General features: G+C 45.6%; 14 protein-coding genes. 8 read left to right on the top strand and 6 right to left on the bottom strand.

Annotation, left to right across the window (positions count from 1 at the left end; genetic code table 11):
• Window positions 1-162 precede the first annotated feature (162 nt).
• A complete protein-coding gene (gene cysS / locus O3A65_04305) occupies window positions 163-1,536 on the top strand; it encodes a cysteine--tRNA ligase (GenBank protein ID MDA1331692.1) in 1,374 nt (457 codons plus the stop codon).
• Here the strand turns inward: cysS and dnaJ are convergent.
• The 3 genes from dnaJ to grpE form a co-directional block, all read right to left on the bottom strand.
• A complete protein-coding gene (dnaJ, locus tag O3A65_04300; protein MDA1331691.1) occupies window positions 1,533-2,654 on the bottom strand; it encodes a molecular chaperone DnaJ in 1,122 nt (373 codons plus the stop codon). The two genes, cysS and dnaJ, sit on opposite strands and share 4 nt — an antisense overlap.
• A 96-nt stretch (window positions 2,655-2,750) precedes the next feature.
• Window positions 2,751-4,673, bottom strand: a complete 1,923-nt coding sequence (gene dnaK / locus O3A65_04295; GenBank protein MDA1331690.1) for a molecular chaperone DnaK — start codon at window positions 4,671-4,673, stop codon at window positions 2,751-2,753.
• A gap of 67 nt (window positions 4,674-4,740) precedes the next feature.
• Window positions 4,741-5,328 (bottom strand): nucleotide exchange factor GrpE, encoded by a 588-nt coding sequence (gene grpE / locus O3A65_04290; protein MDA1331689.1) that lies wholly within the window; start codon window positions 5,326-5,328, stop codon window positions 4,741-4,743.
• A gap of 135 nt (window positions 5,329-5,463) precedes the next feature.
• Between grpE and O3A65_04285 the strand changes: the two genes are divergently transcribed.
• A complete protein-coding gene (locus O3A65_04285; protein MDA1331688.1) occupies window positions 5,464-6,054 on the top strand; it encodes a DUF922 domain-containing protein in 591 nt (196 codons plus the stop codon).
• Window positions 6,055-6,079: 25 nt separating this feature from the next.
• Here O3A65_04285 and hemH read toward each other — a convergent pair whose 3' ends face one another.
• Both hemH and hrcA read right to left on the bottom strand, forming a co-directional pair.
• Window positions 6,080-7,183 carry a ferrochelatase gene (gene hemH / locus O3A65_04280; GenBank protein ID MDA1331687.1) on the bottom strand — a complete coding sequence of 368 codons (1,104 nt, stop codon included), beginning with the start codon at window positions 7,181-7,183 and terminating at the stop codon, window positions 6,080-6,082.
• 30 nt (window positions 7,184-7,213) lie between these two features.
• A complete protein-coding gene (gene hrcA, locus O3A65_04275; GenBank protein ID MDA1331686.1) occupies window positions 7,214-8,230 on the bottom strand; it encodes a heat-inducible transcriptional repressor HrcA in 1,017 nt (338 codons plus the stop codon).
• Window positions 8,231-8,325: 95 nt separating this feature from the next.
• Here hrcA and O3A65_04270 point away from each other — a divergent pair, with 95 nt between their 5' ends.
• A complete protein-coding gene (locus O3A65_04270) occupies window positions 8,326-9,195 on the top strand; it encodes an NAD(+)/NADH kinase (GenBank protein MDA1331685.1) in 870 nt (289 codons plus the stop codon).
• 19 nt (window positions 9,196-9,214) lie between these two features.
• Complete coding sequence (gene recN / locus O3A65_04265; GenBank protein MDA1331684.1) at window positions 9,215-10,873, top strand: DNA repair protein RecN; 1,659 nt, start codon at window positions 9,215-9,217, stop codon at window positions 10,871-10,873.
• Between the two features lie 20 nt (window positions 10,874-10,893).
• Here the strand turns inward: recN and fur are convergent, their stop codons facing one another.
• Window positions 10,894-11,325 (bottom strand): ferric iron uptake transcriptional regulator, encoded by a 432-nt coding sequence (gene fur, locus O3A65_04260; protein MDA1331683.1) that lies wholly within the window; start codon window positions 11,323-11,325, stop codon window positions 10,894-10,896.
• Between the two features lie 78 nt (window positions 11,326-11,403).
• On the opposite strand from fur, the gene O3A65_04255 reads away from it, so the two are divergent.
• The 4 genes from O3A65_04255 to carB all read left to right on the top strand — a co-directional run bounded on the left by O3A65_04255 (window position 11,404) and on the right by carB (window position 17,206).
• Window positions 11,404-11,754, top strand: a complete 351-nt coding sequence (locus O3A65_04255; protein ID MDA1331682.1) for an outer membrane protein assembly factor BamE — start codon at window positions 11,404-11,406, stop codon at window positions 11,752-11,754.
• Window positions 11,755-11,815: 61 nt separating this feature from the next.
• A complete protein-coding gene (gene dapB, locus O3A65_04250; protein ID MDA1331681.1) occupies window positions 11,816-12,619 on the top strand; it encodes a 4-hydroxy-tetrahydrodipicolinate reductase in 804 nt (267 codons plus the stop codon).
• Between the two features lie 203 nt (window positions 12,620-12,822).
• A complete protein-coding gene (gene carA / locus O3A65_04245; GenBank protein MDA1331680.1) occupies window positions 12,823-13,980 on the top strand; it encodes a glutamine-hydrolyzing carbamoyl-phosphate synthase small subunit in 1,158 nt (385 codons plus the stop codon).
• Between the two features lie 19 nt (window positions 13,981-13,999).
• On the top strand, window positions 14,000-17,206 hold the full coding sequence (gene carB, locus O3A65_04240; protein MDA1331679.1) for a carbamoyl-phosphate synthase large subunit: 3,207 nt from the start codon (window positions 14,000-14,002) through the stop codon (window positions 17,204-17,206).
• Window positions 17,207-17,243: the final 37 nt, after the last annotated feature.

Here is a 17,243-nt window from a genome sequence, read left to right as displayed (position 1 = left end):
TATCAGAAATGGTACCGGCAAGTCCATGTGAGCTACAATCTGAAGGTATTTTCGAGGCTCAAAAGAGGTGCTCTGCTATACTTCACAGCTCTAAATTATGCATTAGACAAAAGCTTAGTCGATTTTTTTATGTAGTTTTGAGACGTCACTTGTTATCGCAATATGTTAAAAATTTTTAATACCTTGACTCGTAATAAAGAAGTTTTTGAGTCGATTCAAGAAAATACAGTGCGTATGTACGTTTGTGGAATGACGGTTTATGATTTCTGTCATTTGGGCCATGCGCGGGTAATGGTTGTTTTCGATATGGTGCGAAGTTGGCTTCGCTCATCTGGTTACGAGGTGATTTATGTTCGGAATATCACTGATATAGATGACAAGATTATAAATAGGGCGAATGAGAATCAAGAGACGTTCTTAGATTTGACGCAGCGCTATATTCAAGCCATGAATGATGATGCCGCCGCACTTGGCGTCTCCTCACCAGATTTTGAGCCAAAGGCTTCCGATAATATCTCGCAGATGATCGGGCTGATTGAACAGTTGTTTGCAAAAGGACTTGCTTATGCGGGCTCTGCTGGCGATGTCTATTACTCGGTTAATAAATTCAAGGGCTACGGGAGGCTGTCGGGAAAATCACTAGACGATCTTCGAGCTGGCGAGCGAGTGGATGTTAATGTCGATAAGAAATATCCCATGGATTTTGTGCTCTGGAAGGCAGTAAAACCAGGGGAGCCATCTTGGCCATCTCCTTGGGGTGAGGGGAGGCCAGGTTGGCACATTGAGTGCTCAGCAATGAGTGAGAGATATTTGGGCGCATATTTTGATATTCATGGTGGAGGGCAGGATCTTCAATTTCCTCATCATGAGAATGAGATTGCTCAGTCTGAGGGGGCGCATGGTCATAAGTTTGTGAATTATTGGATGCATAACGGGTTCGTCCGTGTCGACGATCAAAAGATGTCTAAATCACTGGGCAATTTTTTTACTGTTCGGGAGCTATTGGCCAAGTATGATGCAGAGGTGATTCGATTTTTCATTCTTCGAGCGCATTATCGAAGCCCATTAAAGTATTCTGACTACCATTTGGATGATGCTAAGTTAGGCTTGACTCGGCTCTATACATCGCTAAAGGATATCACTTTCGACTCTGTTCCTGATGAGGTTGATTGGGACGATTCTCGAGCTAAGAAATTTCGAGACGCATTAGATGATGACCTCAATACGCCTGAGGCGATGTCAGTACTATTTGACTTGGTGAGTGACTTGAATCGAGAGCGGAGTGTTGCTACCGCAAAACTATTGAGGAGTTTAGCGGGAATTTTAGGTCTCCTAGTGCGAGAACCATCTGAGTTCCTCCAGTCCCGAGGGAATTCTGTGTTTTCAGCCGTTGAGATTGAGGCCATGATCAAGCAAAGGGACGAGGCTCGCGCAAACAAAAATTTTAATGACGCAGATGAATTAAGAGATCGACTATTGAAGGCTGGCATTATCCTAGAAGATGCGTCGGGAAAAACCACTTGGCGGAGACCTTAATCTTCAAAAAAACTTTTTACTTTATCCATCCATGATTTTGCCTTTGGGCTGTGTAAATGAGAGTTAGATTGATTGATTTCTTCAAGATCAGCGAGTAATTCCTTCTGCCTGTCAGTTAAATTGACCGGAGTCTCGACAAGGACGTGACACATAAGATCGCCATATCCGCTGCTACGTACTCCTTTTATTCCTTTTCCGCGCAACCTAAAAGTCTTGCCTGTTTGCGTTTCAGAGGAGATTTTTATTTTGGCAGAACCATCAAGCGTAGGAACTTGAATCTCTCCTCCTAAAGCCGCTGTGGTAAAACTGATCGGCATCTCGCAGTGAAGATTATTCCCATCTCGCGTGAAGACTTCGTGCGCCAGCGTGTTAACGACGACATAGAGGTCCCCTGGAGGGCCTCCGTTAACACCGGCCTCACCTTCTCCTGAAAGCCGTATACGGTCGCCTTGGTCTACTCCCGCAGGGATTTTAACTGATAGTGTTTTGTTGTCTCTAATCCTACCTTGCCCGGCACAATCACTGCATGGTGTCCCAATGACTTTTCCAGATCCTTGACAATTAGGACACGTCTGAGCAATGGAGAAGAATCCTTGAGTTACGCGAACCTGGCCCTGGCCTTGACATGTTGAACAGGTGGTCGGTGAGGTTCCTGGTTTGGCACCGGTTCCCTTACAAGGGCTACATTCTTTGTAGGATGGGATCCTGATTTTTGTTTCAGTACCTCTTGCCGCTTCTTCAAGTGAAATTTCAAGGTTATATTTTAAGTCCGACCCACGATAAACATTTGAGCGTCTATCTCCGCGCCCACTACCAAATACATCGCCAAAAATGTCACCGAATGAGTCGGAGAATCCTCCGAAGCCGCTCCCGCCACCCATGCCTGAAGACCCATCAACACCAGCATGACCATATTGGTCATAGGCAGCTCTTTTTTGAGGATCTGATAAAACCTCATAGGCTTCCTTCACTTCCGTAAACTGTCCTTCAGCTTTCGGATTGTCTGGGTTTTTATCGGGATGGTACTTCATAGCAAGCCGTCGATAGATCTTCTTGAGGTCGCTATCGCTTGTATCCCGATTGGTTCCAAGTACTTCGTAATAATCTCGTTTGGCCATATTAATTTTTTGCGGCAAGTAGCTTTTAAAAAAGCAAAATGGTCGAGAGAGATGCCTTCTCGACCATTGCTTTACTACATGATCTAAAATTCACAATTAAGATGTTTTGTTATCGTCTTGAACTTCCTCAAACTCTGCGTCGACAACATCTCTATCACCATCCCGGTTTCCGTCTTGACCTTCACCAGTTGGTGATTTAGCCTGACTCGCATACATTTTTTCAGCTAAGGATTGAGCTAAGCCTGACAACACTTGCGATTTAGCTTCAATATCGTCTTTACCACCATTTTTCAACGCCTCTTCAGCATCCTTTGCCGCTTCCTCAACCTTTGTTTTTTCCTCTTCGGAAATTTTGTCCGCGCTTTCGTTGAGTGTTTTGCGGACACTGTGTATCAGAGAGTCACACTGGTTTCTAACATCGACTAATTCCCTAGCTTTCCGGTCGTCTTCAGCATGGGCTTCCGCGTCTTTTATCATTTTTTCGACTTCCTCATCAGATAGGCCAGAGTTAGCCTTGATGGTGATTTTATTTTCTTTTCCCGTTGCTTTATCTTTGGCTGAGACATGTAATATGCCGTTGGCATCAATGTCAAAATTGACCTCAATTTGCGGCATCCCCCGCGAAGCTACTGGAATGTCGGTCAAATTAAATTGACCTAAGGATTTATTATCTTTCGACATTTCACGCTCTCCTTGAAGGACATGGATCGTGACGGCTGTTTGGTTATCCTCGGCTGTTGAGAACACTTGATTTGCTTTTGTTGGTATGGTCGTATTCTTTTGGATAATCTTTGTCAAGACACCACCTAAAGTCTCGATTCCAAGTGACAGTGGTGTTACGTCGAGCAATAAGACATCCTTAACATCACCTCGTAAAACACCACCTTGGATTGCCGCGCCTACCGCAACGGCCTCATCTGGATTGACGTCTTTGCGTGGTTCTTTGTTAAAGAAGTTCTTAACTGTTTCCTGAACTTTGGGCATTCTTGTCATGCCGCCAACAAGGATTATGTCATCGATATCAGACGTTTTAACTCCCGCATCTTTGATTGCGACGCGACAAGGCTCAACTGTTCGGCTGATTAAGTCCTCTACTAAACTTTCGAGCTTGGCCCGCGTTATTTTGATATTAAGATGTTTGGGCCCTGACGCGTCAGCAGTGATGTAAGGTAAGTTCACATCGGTCTGTTGACTAGAGGACAGTTCAATTTTAGCTTTCTCTGCCGCTTCTTTAAGACGCTGTAATGCTAAGACATCGCCACGAAGGTTTACCCCTTGATCTTTCTTAAATTCGTCCGCTAGGTAATCTATGATCCGCTGGTCGAAATCTTCACCTCCTAAGAATGTATCTCCATTTGTAGAGAGCACCTCAAATTGATGTTCACCATCCACTTCAGCGATTTCGATAATTGAAACATCGAAGGTTCCACCCCCCAAGTCGTAAATGGCAATTTTTCGGTCACCTCGTTTCTTGTCCATGCCGAATGCAAGTGCTGCAGCAGTTGGTTCATTGATAATCCGTTTCACTTCTAATCCGGCAATTTTCCCGGCGTCTTTGGTAGCTTGACGCTGTGAGTCGTTAAAGTATGCGGGGACCGTAATGACGGCCTCGGTGACTTCCTCGCCCAGATAGTCCTCTGCCGTTTTCTTCATTTTGATGAGCACTTGGGCTGAAATTTCTGGAGGTGCACTTTGCTTTCCTCGTACCTCTACCCAGGCATCACCATTTTTAGCGCTGACAATCGTGAATGGAGAGTTTCCCTTTGCTTTTACAACCTCCTCATCTTGAAAGCGGCGGCCAATTAATCGTTTGACTGCAAACAATGTATTTTTAGGGTTTGTGACCGCCTGTCTTTTTGCTGGTGCACCCACAAGGACTTCACCATCTTCCGTATAGGCAATAATCGAAGGCGTGGTGCGTCCCCCTTCGGCGTTTTCAAGCACCTTGGCTTCACCGCCATCCATGACTGCTACGCAGGAGTTTGTGGTTCCTAGATCAATACCAATGATTCTGCCCATGTCTGTAATCCTCAATTCTATAAGTGTTTGTTATTAAGTTGGGCCGATTAACTGCTTTTCAACCCTTTTATTCCTTGGATTTTGCTACGCTGACCAAAGCCGGTCTGATCAAGCGGTCGTTAAGAAGATATCCTTTTTGAAAAACGCTAAGAATGGTATTCGTAGCCTTGTCTGAATCTACAGCGCTCATCGCCTGATGTTTGTGAGGATCGAGGGTTTCTCCGAGAGGGGTGATTTCATTAATCCCGAAGGACTCAAAGACTTTCGTTAATTGTTTTAGAGTTAACTCGACCCCATTATAGGTGGCGCCAAAAGTCAAATTGTCATTTTCTAGGGCTGCTTCGAGACTATCTTTTACAACAAGCAGTTCCGTAGAAAAACGCTCTAATGCATATTTATGTGCCGCAGCGACATCTATCTGTGCTCGTTTACGAACGTTGTCTAATTCTGCCGTTGCGCGTAACCACGCATCTTTGTGTTTTTCAGCTTCAGCAAAAGCTAGTTGGAGTTGCTCTAATATGTTTTCTGATGGTTCGGAATCTTGAGGGAGAGGCGCTATAGGCGCCTCAGCGATCTCTTGGTTCATTTTGGTATCCGTGACTGGCTCTTCTATTTTTTGGTTTTCAATTGATTTGTCAATTTCTTTTTCAGACATTACACAACCGCTCCAATATATCTAAGTCGACTAATTGAGGGCGAATTTTTTAATTTCAAGCCCTGCATTAAGGAAATATTGGTCTTTATTCTGCTAATCTACCGCCTTAGCTGGTTATGACCTAATGGAGAAAATATGTGGCAACTGACTGGTTTTAGGATTTTTACTTTAATACTGCTCGTTATTTACTTTGGGCCTGTTAATCCAGCGTTATCAGCGACTTCGGTCCATGTTGGGGCTAGTTCATATAGTATTTCTGGGCAGTCTGCGCTTATTTTAACTGCTGAAATGGAATCCAAAGGACCTGTAGGCGATGATGGGAAGCGTCATCCGGCCAAAACAAAATGGGATTTGCAGTGGCGGTTTAAACAAAAAGAGTCCAATGCCGAGTGTATCGTCGAATCTATAGGGATTTCTCTGGGTATCACGCATACGAAGCCAATTTGGCGAGATCGAAGCCAAGCCAGCCAGGCTTTAATTGACCGGTGGGCCTTATTTGAGAGTGCGTTGGTAAAGATTCAGAAGTATCACGCTGACCTTGCCCTGCAGGCTGCCTCAGAAATTGAGAAAAGGGTGCTCAAGGTAACACCTCAAAAGAGTTGTAAGGAGTTAGAGGTGATGATTGGTGCAATAGTGCATAACGTCAAAGAGAAGTACCGACAACGAAAAGCTGATTACGAAGCCAGCACTAGTTATGGTCGTCGATCGGGGTTGCGTTTAATGTGATCGAATCGTGACACAGGAACTTTTATTAATTCATTGCTCCTCTTTTTAAGGCTTCCGATCGGCTTACATTTGCCTCGTTTTTAGCTTCTACCAGGTTTTTTTCCTGAGTTAGCCAACCGCCAAGATTGTCAACGACAATTTGATGTAAGCCCTCAATCCAAATGGTACTGTCATTTAGGCACGGAATATAGTGAAAATTTGCGCCACCATGCGTGAGAAACTCTTCTCGGTTTTCTATATTGATTTCTTCAAGCGTCTCTAAGCAGTCTGCAACAAACCCTGGGCAAAAAACGTCAATTCGGCGCAACTTGTTTCTGCCTAAATCCTTCATGACCTCTATGGTGTATGGCTTTAGCCATTCAGCTCTACCGAATCGTGATTGAAACGTTGTAACAATATTTTTAGGCTCAAAATCTAATCGTTCAGCGAGAAGTCGGCTCGATTTGTAACACTCGCAGTGATAGGGGTCCCCTTTGGTCAGGCTAAATTTTGGCACGCCATGGTACGACAGTACTAATTTATCCGGTTTGCCATGAGCTACCCAGTACTGCTGTATCCGTTGTGATAGGGCCTCGATATAGCCATTGTGATCGTGGAAGTGTTTCAGTAAGCGTAGGCTTGGCACGTTCCGAACATTTTTAAGGCTGTTAAAAACCGCATCAAAGATGCTGCCCGTGGTACTCGAATTATATTGAGGGTAGAGCGGAATGACTAATATTCGGTCGCAGCCCTCAGATTTAAGTTTGATTAATTCACCGTCGACAGATGGTTTCCCGTAACGCATTGCTGATTTGACAATAACTTTGGGAAATGTGTCGCCAGTAAATGTTGACTGTAGGAGGTCAGCTTGTTTTTCGGTATAGATTCTTAATGGAGACCCTTGATCGGACCAAATTGAAGCATATTTTTTTGCAGAAGCTTTGGGCCTCGTTCTCAGAATGATGCCGTTTAGGATCAGCCACCAAATCGGTCTTGGAATTTCAACAACCCTGCGATCCCACAAAAATTCACTAAGGTACTCTCTAACCGCTTCTTTGGTGGGCGCCTTAGGAGTTCCTAAATTTACTAATAAGATGCCTATATTAGTAATCGAGCCGTGGCTGTATTCAGGTTCTTTTTGGAGTTTCATTTGGTTTGTCGGTTACTAGTGAATCAAAAGTTAGAGGTGAGAAAGCGCTCCTGATAGAAGCTTCGCCGTGATATCTACGATGGGAATAACCCGTTCATAAGCCATACGGGTGGGCCCGATGACGCCGACCGTGCCGACAACTTTCCCATCAATTTCATAGGGCGCTGTCACGACACTGCATTCGTCTAAGGGAACTAAACCAGATTCTCCGCCAATATAAATTTGGATGCCGCCGGCTCGATCGCTGGTATCGAGTAGTTGGAGAATCCCAGTTTTTTTGTCAAACATGTCAAATAGCGTTCTCAGACTGTCTATATTGATTGAAAGATCACGAACGCTCAGCAGATTTTTTTCGCCCGAGACGATATATTCTTCAGCTTTGAACGAGTTTTCTTCTCCCGCTGATATCGCCAATGTCATCAGTTGAGAAATGTCTTCCTTGAGTTTTTTTAATTCAGTTTGAATGCGTGACTTAATCGCATCAAAAGACATGCCTGCATAGCTTTGGTTTAGATAGTTAGTTGCCTCTGTGAGTTCAGAATCCGAAAATTTACGTGATGCCTCTAAGACCTTATTCTGCACGTCTCCATCAGGGGTAACCACGATCAGTAAGATGCGTTTATCGGATAACGAAACAAATTCGATACGTCGAAAAGAGGTGCTATGCCTGGAAGGCGATTTGACTACGCCGGCAAATTGAGTCAGGTTTGAGAGTAGTTGAGACGCTGTTGTGATCAGTCGGTCCGCGCTATCTGGTCGGAACTGGTCCTTAATCTGGTGCAGCTCAATTGAATCCAAAGGTTGCACGGTAAGCAATGAGTCGACGAAAAATCGATAGCCGCGTGGAGTTGGTATTCTGCCTGCAGAGGCATGTGGGCTGGCGATGAATCCCGTTTCTTCAAGGTCAGCCATGATATTGCGGATGCTGGCGGGGCTCAGCTCCAGTCCAGATGATTTAGCGAGTTGCCGAGAACTGGTGGGTTGGCCATCAGAAATATGCTTTTCTATGAGTGATTTGAGTAAAATTCGCGATCTTTCATTCATCATATCTTCATTTTACAAAGTTTTTGCCTAAGATTTAGGTTTTTTTATGCCTTAGAATTTGCGATGATGAAATCCATCTCTCGTGTATAACGTAAATTATGAATAAATTTAATCGAGTTTGCATAGTCGGCAAGTATAAAAGTCCTGAGGTCGCGCGCCCTGTATCCCAGCTTATTGATTTCCTACAAGGGGAAGGGGTTCATTGTTTGGTCGATGATTTGACTGCCCAGCAATTATTTGGAGTTAAGGTCGACTCGGGGACCATAGATGAAGTGGTTGGCCGCAGTGATCTCGTCGTGGTTTTAGGTGGGGATGGGACGTTGCTGGGTCTTGCGAGAACCGTCGCTACGCATAACGTACCCCTTCTGGGGATCAATCTGGGACGGTTAGGGTTTCTGGCAGATATATCCCTGAAAAAAATGGTCGCTAGTTTGCGTGCGGTTTTGCAAGGGGAATATGTCATTGATGAGCGAATCATGCTTGAAGTGAGCGCTGAAAATGAGCCTGGAACTGGCGTTTGGGCCCTCAACGACATTTCAGTGGGTAAGGGGCAGAGTGGTAGCCTTATTCACATGGCGGTTACTATTGATGGAGAGTTCGCTTACGATCTTCGATCTGATGGGTTGGTGGTGTCAACTCCGACGGGGTCTACGGCTTATGCGCTTTCTGCGGGCGGCCCTATTATTGTGCCATCGGTGGACTGTATCTTGCTGGTCCCGGTGTGCCCTCACTCACTTTCAAATCGACCTATTGTTGTTCCAGGGAGCTCAAAAATTGAAATCGAAATAATGGAAGCAGTTGATGCGCGCGTGCATGTAGACAGTCATACCCATTTGAGTATCCGAGAAGGTGGGAGACTGATGATTCAAGTGGCAACCTCCAAGGTTCGATTGGTTCATTCAAAGGGGCACGAGTACTTCGGCACACTGCGCGAGAAGCTGCATTGGGCAAGAACGATGGGATCCTAACGTTGCAGAAAGTTTATTTATGTTGAACCGCTTAACGGTGAAAGATTACGTCCTGATCGATTCGGTTGAGCTCGAATTAGGCCGCGGTTTTACTGTCCTTACGGGGGAAACGGGAGCAGGAAAATCGATTGTGTTAGGGGCAATCAGCCTTATCTTGGGTGGTCGCTCTGATGTGGGCAGCATAAGAGCGGGTGCGAACCGAGCTGATATTGTTGCAGAGTTTGATGTATCGAGTCTGCCTCATGTTTTTTCTTTTTTGGAAGAATCTGATCTAGGTAGTGAGGATTGCGTGCTTAGGCGTGTTATTGATACTGTAGGTCGTTCACGGGCTTGGATCAATGGCGTACCTGTGACGGTAAAGCAACTCAAAGACCTTGGTGCTTTGCTAGTTGATATCCATGGACAGCATGAGCATTATTCTTTGGTTGATGTATCGTCACACTATAAGGTCTTGGATCGTTTTGGTCATCTATCTGAGTCAGTACGGTTAGTAGAAGAGCGTTGGCAATATTGGCGGTCTGTGAAGGCGCAATTATCTGAATATCTAGAGCAGGCCGATGCATTAAAGCAAAAAGTAGAGGGATTGCTGGATACACAAAAAGATTTATATGCGTTAGATTTTTCTCCACAAGAGTGGTGTCACACGGTTGATCAACACCGTAAATTGAGTAACCTCAGCGAGCTAATCAGTGCGGCTAGCGAATCTGTTCATTTGCTCGGCAATGGTGACCAAAATATTCTCTCCATTCTCGCCGACGTTCGATCGAAGCTTGATCGGGTGGCTGAAGTTGATATTCAGATTGGTGAGATGTTAAAAGATCTTGATAGCTTAGAGATTCAGCTGTCCGAGTTTAATCGGGATCTTCGTCGATACGCGGAATCCTTAGATGTTGACCCGGGTATGGCCGAGCTTTTAGAGAAAAGGATTGCTGACGTCCAAAGATGTGCTCGTAAATATGGCGTTTCTCCAGAAGAATTGTTTCAGCTGAGATCGAACGTAGAGCTTGAGCTTAAGCAGTTAGCTGTGATTACGGATGCTGATGAACTTCAAAAAGCAGAAACTATTGCTCAAGAGGATTACCTCAAAGTGGCTCGAAAGTTGAGCTCGGATCGAGCAAAGGCAGCAGCCGAAATGACGCAAAAGGTTAATGCTGCGCTCACGGATTTGGCCATGTCTGGTGTTCGGTTTGAGGCTCGGCTCATCCCCAAAAGCGAGCCTGGTTTGGCTGGTCTTGAACAGGTTGAGTTTTACGTATCGACTAATCCAGGCTTAGAGGCCAAGCCTGTGGGTAAGGTCGCGTCTGGGGGGGAACTTTCTCGAATATCGCTTGCGATACAATCGGTCATTTACCAAGATTCTGCTGTGCCTACGGTGATATTTGATGAGGTTGATTCTGGAGTTGGGGGAGCGGTTGCTGAAATTGTTGGTCGAATGTTGAAGGCTGTCGGAGAAAACGCACAAGTTTTATGCGTAACGCATTTGCCTCAAGTGGCGGCTCTTGCTGATACTCATTGGAGAGTCACAAAAGTCCAGTCAGAATCTGTGTCCAGCACACTTTTGCAAAGGCTTCAGCGTAAGGAGTGCGTTGATGAGATTGCGAGAATGTTGGCGGGTGAAGTAATTTCAGAACACGCTAAAGCGCATGCTCGTGAGTTGATTAAATTAGGAGTAAGGTAAAGTCGTTTCTCTCTGAATCTTTAGCTTTTATCTTTGTGTGGGCAGTTTGACTTGGTGCAGTCGGCGTAAATGTGCAGTGAGTGTCCGAGAATCTCAAAACCTTTATCTTTCGCGATTTTTGTTTGTCGGAGCTCAATCTCTTCGTCATAGAATTCCTCTACTCGGCCGCATTGGTTACATACCAAATGATCGTGGTGCTCCCCTTGATTAAGCTCATAAACGGCTTTGCCTGATTCGAAGTGGTGTCGAATAAGAATGCCAGCTTGCTCGAATTGTGTGAGCACCCGATAGACCGTGGCTAGCCCGACGTCCATATCGTCTTCCAACAGATGGCGATAAATGTCCTCTGCTGACAGGTGTCGCGCAGTCGATATTTCAAACACGTTAATTATCTTTAAGCGGGGAAGTGTTGCCTTTAGCCCCATGTTTTTGAGATTTAATGGTGTTTTCATGACGGTGTAATTTCTTTGACTTTAGCCTATCATAACGGTTTCGTTACATCTTGACTAACCTTCAGGTTGAAATTTGGCATGACTGGATTCTTTATTCGTATTTTCAAGGGCTTGAGCGCCATCGCGCTTACATTTTTTTTATCCTCATGTTTCCTGTCTCCCTACAAAATGGAAGTCAGGCAGGGAAACTATGTCGAGCAAGATATGTTAATGAAGCTTAAGCCAGGCATGTCGAAGGATCAGGTGACTTTTATTTTGGGGACACCTTTAGTCATTGATCCCCTCACGCCGAATCATTGGAACTACGTTTACTTGTCTGGCTCTGCTGGAGATGTCAAAAGAGCGAGAACGATAGTCGTTATCTTTGAGGAGGATGTTTTGAAGAGGTTAGAGGGTGACGTGGCATTAGGAAGCTCGGGGAATAAGTGAGGGGATGTATCATGGGCCGAGAATTAATAGATCTCAGAATTAGCCAACTGAAAATATCGTTATGAATAAAATAAAAATTGCTGTATGCGGGGCTTCAGGAAAGATGGGGCGTGCGTTAATTGGTGCCATTCGAGATGATGACGCGCTAAACCTTTCCGGGGCTTTGGAGCTGCCAGGCAATCCTCATTTAGGTAAGGATGCTGGTGCGTTACTCGGATTTGTGTCGGGAGTGAACATATCGTCAGATATTGCGTTTGTCGCTGATGGGGCAGAAGTTTTGATTGATTTTACAAGGCCTGAGGGAACGCTTCGACATTTGGAGGCATGTGTGTCGAATAAGACTGCTCTGGTTATTGGCACAACAGGTTTTTCAGATCAGGAAAAGGCAGCTATAAAGCGTGGCGCCGAGACTATTGCTATTGTGATGGCTCCAAATATGAGTGTTGGAGTTAACGTTTTGTTGCGGTTATTAAAAACGGCCGCTCAAGCGCTTGACGAGGGTTATGACATTGAGATTGTTGAGGCGCATCATAAACACAAAGTTGATGCTCCATCTGGAACTGCATTGCGAATGGGGGAAGTTATCGCGGAGTCTCTGGGAAGAGATCTATCGGATTGTGCTGTTTATGGACGAGCAGGTACTACGGGTGAGCGCAATCAGAAGGCGATTGGATTTTCCGCTGTGCGTGCAGGAGATATCGTAGGAGAGCATACGGCTATATTCGCGGGGACGGGAGAGCGAATCGAAATTACTCATAAAGCCTCGGACAGGAGTAACTTTGCGGTCGGAGCTATTAGGGCAGCAAAGTTTTTGTCAGGTAAGAGTAGGGGCCTATTTGATATGGAAGATGTTCTTGGCAACTAGCCGTTCTTAGGATTGCAGTCTCTTTTTGTGTTCTATGGTTTTCTCATTTAGCGTAGTTAGTGCGTTGTAGCGATTGATCGATCGTTCCATCCGATTGTATAATGCCGTAAAGGCGGGAGGAACCCAAAGCGATTCCTCCCGCTTTTTGCAAGTGTCGTAAGGGCACTGCGTCCCCCTCACATAAATTTGTCCATGGAGGTCGATTGTCGTATCAAAAATGTGATTCAGCGATCTTGGTGCTCGAGGACGGGGCTGAATTTCAAGGTTTTTCAATAGGATCGGCGGAGTCCGCCGTTGGTGAGGTGGTTTTTAATACCTCAATGACTGGATACCAGGAGATCCTGACCGATCCTTCGTATCAAAATCAAATTGTCACATTGACATACCCGCATATAGGTAGTGTTGGGTGTAACGAAGAGGATTTTGAATCAGTTGCTGCTAGAGCCGCGGGACTTGTGATTCGTGACTTACCATTAGTGGCGAGTAATTTTCGTTCGACAAGCTGTTTGAGTGATTGGTTGAAGGAACAACAGGTCCCAGCTATTGCCGGTATCGATACGCGAAGGCTAACGAGGTTGCTGCGGGAGAAGGGTGCGCTATCGGGTGCAATAGGGGTGGGCGATCTTGGGCGGAGTGAGTTGTTGGAGCGTGTGCGTGCCTTTCCTGGGTTGGCAGGTAGTGATTTGGCAAGTCAGGTGTCTTGTGACCATGTGTACGAGTGGAGCGAGCCAGAGTGGCTGCTTGAGCCTGAGATACGACAAAAGACGATGGACGCGGTACGACATGTTGTTGCTTATGATTTTGGGGTGAAACGCAACATCCTCAGGATATTGGTCTCTCGAGATTGCCGCGTTACCGTAGTCCCCGCGACTACCTCAGCTAAAGACGTACTTGGCATGAGGCCTGATGGCGTCTTCTTGTCAAATGGCCCTGGAGATCCTGAGCCCTGTACTTATGCCATTGAGGCGATTCAACAATTATTGGGTCAAAGGGTTCCTATTTTTGGTATTTGTTTGGGACATCAGCTGCTCGCTCTCGCCAGTGGAGCCAAAACGCGAAAAATGAAATTTGGACATCACGGGGCTAATCATCCAGTGAAGGATTTAGACACCGGTCAGGTATTAATCACGAGTCAAAATCATGGTTTTGAAGTTGACCAAACTTCTTTGCCAAGTTCAGTCCGAACTACTCATACTTCTCTGTTTGATGGGAGTTTGCAGGGTATTGAACGGATAGATTTGCCCGCATTTTCTTTCCAAGGTCACCCTGAGGCGAGTCCGGGCCCCCATGATGTGGGTTATTTGTTTGATCGTTTTATAAGCAATATCGATCGAGAAAAAAGAATTAGAAACAAGCCTTAGGTAACGCGGGGACAACTTCATGCCGAAAAGAGAAGATATTCAATCGATACTGATCATAGGCGCCGGTCCGATTGTTATCGGACAAGCTTGTGAGTTTGACTATTCCGGCGCTCAGGCGTGTAAAGCTCTGCGTGAAGAGGGGTATCGAGTTATTCTCGTGAACTCTAACCCCGCGACAATTATGACCGATCCGGAGTTGGCGGACGTGACTTACATCGAGCCCATCACCTGGCAAATATTAGAAAACATTATTGCGGCCGAGAAACCTGATGCTTTGCTGCCTACGATGGGTGGGCAGACCGCTCTAAATTGCGCACTGGACTTAGCTAAGCATGGAGTTTTAGAAAAATATTCGGTAGAAATGATTGGCGCGAGTAAAGAGGCTATTGATAAGGCTGAGGATCGCGAAAAGTTTAAAGCTGCAATGACTAAAATTGGGCTCGATAGCCCGAAATCGATGATAGCGCGTAGTCTCGAAGAAGCGATTCAGGTTCAGGTTTTGATTGGCTACCCCACCATCATAAGACCTTCGTTTACGATGGGAGGGGCTGGTGGCGGTATCGCTTACAACAAAGAGGAGTTCGTTGAGATTATCGAAAGGGGTTTGGACGCGTCTCCGACCAAAGAGGTTTTAATTGAAGAGTCGGTTATTGGGTGGAAGGAATTTGAGATGGAGGTTGTTCGTGATCGAGCGGATAACTGCATTATTATATGTTCCATCGAAAATTTAGATGCTATGGGGGTTCATACGGGAGACTCAATTACCGTAGCGCCAGCCCAGACGCTGACTGATAAAGAATACCAAATCATGCGTAATGCCTCGATAGCGGTTTTGCGTGAAATTGGCGTGGATACCGGTGGCTCAAACGTGCAATTTGCGATCAACCCGGATAACGGTCGTATGACCGTTATCGAGATGAATCCTAGAGTATCCCGTTCTTCAGCGCTTGCTTCAAAAGCGACTGGTTTTCCAATTGCGAAGGTGGCAGCAAAGCTCGCAGTGGGGTTTACGCTTGATGAGCTTAAGAATGACATAACGGGTGGACAGACTCCTGCTTCGTTTGAGCCTACCATCGATTATGTGGTAACCAAGATCCCGCGTTTTGCATTTGAGAAATTTCCACGAGCGAATTCACGACTCACAACGCAGATGAAATCTGTGGGTGAGGTTATGGCCATTGGGCGAACGTTTCAGGAGTCCTTCCAGAAGGCACTCCGCGGTCTGGAAACCGGAATCGATGGGTTGGATGAGCGCTCTTCAGATCTCGAAACGGTACGCGCAGAAATTGTGGATCCAGGGCCCGAACGCATATTGTATGTGGCGGACGCATTTCGTCTCGGCTTGCGCGTAGAGGAAATCCATCACATGACGAATATTGATCCTTGGTTTCTTGCGTTTATCGAAGATTTAGTCTTTGAGGAGCAGGAGATTTCGAGTGCTTCGCTGAAGGATTTTGATCAACTGACATTAAGGCGAATTAAGCAAAAGGGTTTTTCTGATCGAAGAATAGCGAAATTACTGGGTGTCGATGAAAGTGAAGTGCGCGATTTGCGGCACGCGCTCTCGATTCGCCCAGTTTTCAAAAGGGTAGATACCTGCGCTGCAGAATTTGATACGAATACGGCATATATGTACTCAACCTATGAAGAAGAATGTGAGTCTCGACCATCGAGTCGTGAAAAAATAATGGTGTTAGGCGGTGGGCCAAATCGAATTGGTCAGGGTATTGAATTTGATTATTGCTGTGTTCATGCTTCTTTAGCTCTTCGTGAGGATGGCTTTGAAACTATTATGGTGAATTGTAATCCAGAGACTGTCTCTACTGATTACGATATTTCCGATCGACTTTATTTTGAACCATTGACCCTCGAAGATGTATTGGAAATTGTCGAAGTGGAAAAACCTAAAGGGGTCATTGTCCAATACGGGGGTCAAACGCCTCTTAAATTAGCTGCTGGATTGCATGCGGCTGGTGTTCCCATCATTGGTACGAGTCCAGAGATGATTGACATTGCAGAGGATCGAGAAAAGTTTCGCAACTTACTTTCTGATATTGATTTGAAACAACCTCCAAATCGAACGGCCAGAAACCCTGAAGAGGCGATAAGCTTAGCCAAGGAGATTGGTTACCCGCTCGTCGTGCGTCCATCTTATGTTTTGGGCGGCAGAGCGATGGAAATTGTTCATCAGCAATCGGATCTTGAGCGCTATATGAGGGAGGCTGTAAAAGTCAGTAATGATAGCCCTGTGCTGTTAGATCGCTTTTTAAATGATGCCATAGAGGTTGACGTTGATGCGATCTGCGATGGTTCAGATGTCGTGATTGGTGGGATTATGGAGCATATTGAACAAGCAGGTGTCCATAGTGGGGATTCCGCCTGCTCACTTCCGCCATTTAGTTTGTCTGCAGCGCTTCAAGACGATTTGAGGCGTCAAACTGTTAAACTCGCTAGAGGGCTGAACGTAGTTGGGCTGATGAATATACAGTTTGCCATCCAGGGTGAAGAGGTTTATGTGTTGGAAGTTAATCCTCGGGCATCTCGCACGGTTCCCTATGTTTCGAAGGCTACTGGTCGGCCTTTGGCCAAGGTGGCGGCGAGTTGCATGGCAGGAAAAACACTCGCACAAATGGGCGTTACGTCAGAGATAGTTCCTCCCTATTACTCAGTAAAAGAGGCGGTTTTTCCGTTTATTAAGTTTCCTGGTGTAGATACCATTTTAGGCCCAGAGATGCGGTCAACCGGTGAGGTGATGGGTATTGGTCAATCCTTCTCAGAAGCTTTTGTTAAGTCGCAATTGGCAGCTGGGGTGCTGTTGCCGACTTCGGGCAAAGTGTTTATGAGTGTTCGAGATCAAGACAAGGATAAGATTATTGATCTTGCTCGAGAATTGTCTGAACATGGGTTTGAGTTAATTGCCACGCAAGGAACGGCACACGCCCTTTCTGAACATGGTTTGCGAGCACACCGGGTAAATAAAGTCGCAGAGGGACGGCCTCACGTTGTTGATATGATCAAGAATGGCGAGATTGTAATGATTATTAATACGGTAGATGATAGTCAGGCTTCCATTAGGGATTCATATTCGATAAGGAGAACCGCTTTGCAAGGAAGAGTCACCTACTTCACCACGATTGCTGGAGCAAGAGCCGCGAGTCACGGTATCAGTCAAATGACCGATCTGCATTTACGCTCGTTACAAAGTGCTCATAGTCTGCTTAGCTGATTCTTTACTACACACTCATTTAAATTTTTAAGGATTT

The organism is Pseudomonadota bacterium (assembly GCA_027624715.1).
In the GTDB taxonomy this organism is placed as follows: Bacteria; Pseudomonadota; Gammaproteobacteria; order Burkholderiales; family Eutrophovitaceae; genus Eutrophovita.
The sequence above is the reverse complement of the archived record's forward strand: the minus strand, read 5'-3'. Positions and strand labels throughout refer to the sequence as shown.

Excerpts from the sequence above, each read along its gene's own strand:
- O3A65_04255 (MDA1331682.1), top strand. The coding sequence starts at position 11,404 with ATGACTGGATTCTTTATTCGTATTTTCAAGGGCTTGAGCGCCATCGCG.
- cysS (MDA1331692.1), top strand. The coding sequence starts at position 163 with ATGTTAAAAATTTTTAATACCTTGACTCGTAATAAAGAAGTTTTTGAG.
- fur (MDA1331683.1), bottom strand. The coding sequence starts at position 11,325 with ATGAAAACACCATTAAATCTCAAAAACATGGGGCTAAAGGCAACACTT.
- dapB (MDA1331681.1), top strand. The coding sequence starts at position 11,816 with ATGAATAAAATAAAAATTGCTGTATGCGGGGCTTCAGGAAAGATGGGG.
- dnaJ (MDA1331691.1), bottom strand. The coding sequence starts at position 2,654 with ATGGCCAAACGAGATTATTACGAAGTACTTGGAACCAATCGGGATACA.
- O3A65_04285 (MDA1331688.1), top strand. The coding sequence starts at position 5,464 with ATGTGGCAACTGACTGGTTTTAGGATTTTTACTTTAATACTGCTCGTT.
- O3A65_04270 (MDA1331685.1), top strand. The coding sequence starts at position 8,326 with ATGAATAAATTTAATCGAGTTTGCATAGTCGGCAAGTATAAAAGTCCT.
- hrcA (MDA1331686.1), bottom strand. The coding sequence starts at position 8,230 with ATGATGAATGAAAGATCGCGAATTTTACTCAAATCACTCATAGAAAAG.
- recN (MDA1331684.1), top strand. The coding sequence starts at position 9,215 with ATGTTGAACCGCTTAACGGTGAAAGATTACGTCCTGATCGATTCGGTT.
- carB (MDA1331679.1), top strand. The coding sequence starts at position 14,000 with ATGCCGAAAAGAGAAGATATTCAATCGATACTGATCATAGGCGCCGGT.
- hemH (MDA1331687.1), bottom strand. The coding sequence starts at position 7,183 with ATGAAACTCCAAAAAGAACCTGAATACAGCCACGGCTCGATTACTAAT.
- grpE (MDA1331689.1), bottom strand. The coding sequence starts at position 5,328 with ATGTCTGAAAAAGAAATTGACAAATCAATTGAAAACCAAAAAATAGAA.
- dnaK (MDA1331690.1), bottom strand. The coding sequence starts at position 4,673 with ATGGGCAGAATCATTGGTATTGATCTAGGAACCACAAACTCCTGCGTA.